The sequence below is a fragment of the Streptomyces sp. UH6 genome, assembly GCF_013421635.1.
Classification (GTDB): domain Bacteria; phylum Actinomycetota; class Actinomycetes; order Streptomycetales; family Streptomycetaceae; genus Streptomyces; species Streptomyces abyssomicinicus.
Map to the genome: position 1 here is coordinate 1 of NZ_JACADT010000653.1, position 3283 is coordinate 3283.

General features: G+C 72.8%; 3 protein-coding genes. 2 read left to right on the top strand and 1 reads right to left on the bottom strand.

Annotated features, from left to right (window positions below; all coding sequences use genetic code 11):
• On the bottom strand, positions 1 to 935 hold a 935-nt coding region (gene xseA / locus HW445_RS23705), incomplete at its 3' end, for an exodeoxyribonuclease VII large subunit (RefSeq protein WP_180222977.1).
• A gap of 184 nt (positions 936 to 1119) precedes the next feature.
• Here xseA and HW445_RS23710 point away from each other — a divergent pair.
• Positions 1120 to 2136: a 4-hydroxy-3-methylbut-2-enyl diphosphate reductase gene (locus tag HW445_RS23710; protein ID WP_180222978.1), complete on the top strand. Its 1017-nt coding sequence runs from the start codon at positions 1120 to 1122 to the stop codon at positions 2134 to 2136.
• A gap of 218 nt (positions 2137 to 2354) precedes the next feature.
• Positions 2355 to 3104: a polyphosphate--glucose phosphotransferase gene (ppgK, locus tag HW445_RS23715; RefSeq protein WP_180222979.1), complete on the top strand. Its 750-nt coding sequence runs from the start codon at positions 2355 to 2357 to the stop codon at positions 3102 to 3104.
• Positions 3105 to 3283: the final 179 nt, after the last annotated feature.

Genomic DNA, 3283 nt, shown 5'->3' on the forward strand with positions numbered 1-3283 from the left:
TGCGGGTCCTGCATCACCGGCCTGGCCAGCGCGTTCTGCAGGCCGCGCTCCTCGCGGGCGACCAGCGCGTCCACGCACCGCCGCGCCCGGTCGCGCAGCTGGCGCACCCGCTCGGCCTCCTCCCCGACATCCGGCACCACCTTCTTGGCGGCGTCGGTCGGCGTGGAGGCCCGCAGGTCGGCGACGTAGTCCAGCAGCGGGGTGTCCGGCTCGTGGCCGATCGCGGACACCACCGGGGTGCGGCAGCCGGCGACCGTGCGGACCAGCTCCTCGTCGGAGAACGGCAGCAGGTCCTCCACGCTGCCGCCGCCGCGCGCCACCACGATGACGTCGACCTCCTCCATGGCGTCCAGCTCGCGCACCGCCCGCACCACCTGGGGCACGGCGTGCACGCCCTGGACGGCGACGTTGCGGACCTCGAAACGCACGGCGGGCCAGCGGCGGCGGGCGTTCTCCAGGACGTCGCGCTCGGCCGCCGAGGCCCGGCCGCAGACCAGCCCGACCAGCTGCGGCAGGAACGGCAACGGCTTCTTCCGGTCCGCCGCGAACAGCCCCTCCGCGGCCAGGCTCTTCTTCAGCTGCTCCAGCCGCGCCAGCAGCTCGCCCATGCCGACCGGCCGGATCTCCGCCGCCCGCAGCGACAGCTCGCCGCGCGGCGCGTACCACTCCGGCTTGGCGTGCACGAGCACGCGGGCGCCCTCACCGACGATGTCCGCCACCGCGTCGAAGACCTGCCGGTAGCAGGTGACCTTGACCGAGATGTCGTGCGACGGGTCGCGCAGCGTCATGAACACCACGCCCGCGCCGGGGCGCCGCGACAGCTGGGTGATCTGCCCCTCCACCCAGATCGCGCCGAGCCGGTCGATCCAGCCGCCGATCAACCGCGACACCTGGCCGACGGGCAGCGGCGCCTCGGGGGTCGTGTTCACAGCCATGCGCCCGAGCGTAACGGCCCCCTCCGACAGGACGGCCCAGCCGTACGGCCGGTGGCCGCCGGTGGGTGCCGGTGGGTGCCGGTGGGTGCGCGTGGGGGTGTGCCCCGGATCGGCTGCTCCGGCCACACATCCGGGGCACACCCCCGCCGTGCGCCCGTCCGACGGGGGTGCGGCGGCCCGTACGATGGGGCGCATGACCGACTCTCCTGGCCGCCGCCGTGTCCTGCTCGCCTCTCCCCGCGGCTACTGCGCCGGTGTCGACCGCGCAGTGATCGCCGTGGAGAAGGCCCTGGAACAGTACGGGGCCCCGATCTACGTCCGTCACGAGATCGTCCACAACAAGTACGTGGTGCAGACGCTCGAGAAGAAGGGCGCGATCTTCGTCGAGCAGACGGAGGAGGTGCCGCCCGGCAACATCGTGATGTTCTCCGCCCACGGCGTCGCCCCGACCGTGCACGACGAGGCCGCGGCCGGACGGCTCGCCACCATCGACGCCACCTGCCCCCTGGTCACCAAGGTGCACAAGGAGGCCGTCCGGTTCGCCGGCGAGGACTACGACATCCTGCTGATCGGTCACGAGGGCCACGAGGAGGTCATCGGCACCTCCGGCGAGGCGCCCGACCACATCCAGCTGGTCGACGGTCCCGAGGACGTCGCCAAGGTGGAGGTCCGCGACCCGTCGAAGGTGGTCTGGCTCTCCCAGACGACGCTCTCGGTCGACGAGACGATGGAGACGGTCGGCGCGCTCAAGGAGAAGTTCCCCCAGCTGATCTCGCCGCCCAGCGACGACATCTGCTACGCCACGCAGAACCGCCAGCTGGCCGTCAAGGAGATGGGCGCCCAGGCGGAGCTGGTCATCGTGGTCGGCTCGCGCAACTCCTCCAACTCCAAGCGCCTGGTCGAGGTCGCCAAGCTGGCCGGATCCGCCGCCGCCTACCTCGTCGACTTCGCCGACGAGATCGAGGAGAGCTGGCTGGACGGCGTCTCCACGGTCGGCGTGACCTCGGGCGCCTCGGTGCCGGACGTGCTGGTCGAGCAGGTGCTCGAGTGGCTGTCGCAGCGTGGTTTCCAGGACGTGGAGATCGTGAAGGCGGCCGAGGAGTCGATCATCTTCTCGCTGCCCAAGGAGCTGCGGCGTGACCTCCGCGAGGAGGCGGCCGCGCTGGTGGCCGAGCGGACCGGCGGCGGCGCCCAGGCCTGAGCCCGACCCCGTCCTGACCCCGTTCCCGCGGGCCCGCACCCTGCCCGGGTGCGGGCCCGCGGCGCTCCCGTGGCGCGGGCTCCCAGCGCTCTCCCGGTGCGGGCCCGCGGCGGTCTCATGGCGCGGGCCCATCGCGTTTCGCGCCCTTCGCACCCTTCGCGCAGGTTGCGCATCCCCTTGGAGCGGTGACGCTGTGCCGCGCGTCGTAGCGTGGTGTCATGCAGATCTTCGGTGTGGACATCGGTGGTTCCGGGATCAAGGGCGCGCCCGTGGACCTTGCGGTGGGTGACCTGGCCGCCGAGCGGCACAAGGTGCTGACTCCGCAGCCCTCGACCCCTGACGACGTGGCGGAGTGCGTCCGGCAGGTCGTCGACCACTTCAACTGGCACGGGCCCGTCGGGGTGACCTTCCCCGGCGTGGTCACCGACGCCTCCACCATCCGCACCGCGGCCAACGTGGACAAGCAGTGGGTCGACACGGACGCCGCCGCGCTCCTCGGCGAGCGGCTGGGCGGCATCCCCGTCACCGTGGTCAACGACGCCGACGCGGCGGGCGTGGCCGAGATGAACTTCGGCGCCGGCCAGGGACGCAAGGGCACGGTCATCGTGCTCACCTTCGGCACCGGCATCGGCAGCGCCGTCTTCCGGGACGGGGTGCTGGTCCCCAACACGGAGCTCGGTCACCTGGAGCTGAACGGGCACGACGCGGAGACCCGGGCGTCCCACAAGGCCCGCGAGGACGGCGACCTGTCCTGGGAGCACTGGGCGCGCCGGGTGGAGAAGTACCTCCGTCACGTGGAGATGCTGTTCTCGCCGGAACTGTTCGTGGTGGGCGGCGGGGTCAGCCGCAAGGCGGAGAAGTTCCTGCCGCTGATCACCAAGGTGCGGGCGGAGATCGTGCCGGCGCGGCTGCAGAACAACGCGGGGATCGTGGGGGCGGCGATGTACGCCGCGCAGCGACGCGGCTGAGAGCGAGAGCGAGAGCGGGGGCGAGGAGGGTGCGAGGGCGGGCGGGGCTGGGGCGAGGGCGGCCGCCGCCCTCGCCCCAGCCCCCGCCCCGCTCGTGGGGCGGGGTCAGCCCTCGCGGTGCGTGGACGTGGACGTGTGGTGGAGCCACCGTCCCGTCGCCGTGAGGCCGGTGATCAGTA

What these genes read in the sequence shown, in the direction of transcription:
- ppgK (WP_180222979.1), top strand. Translation starts at nt 2,355, where the DNA reads ATGCAGATCTTCGGTGTGGACATCGGTGGTTCCGGGATCAAGGGCGCG.
- HW445_RS23710 (WP_180222978.1), top strand. Translation starts at nt 1,120, where the DNA reads ATGGGGCGCATGACCGACTCTCCTGGCCGCCGCCGTGTCCTGCTCGCC.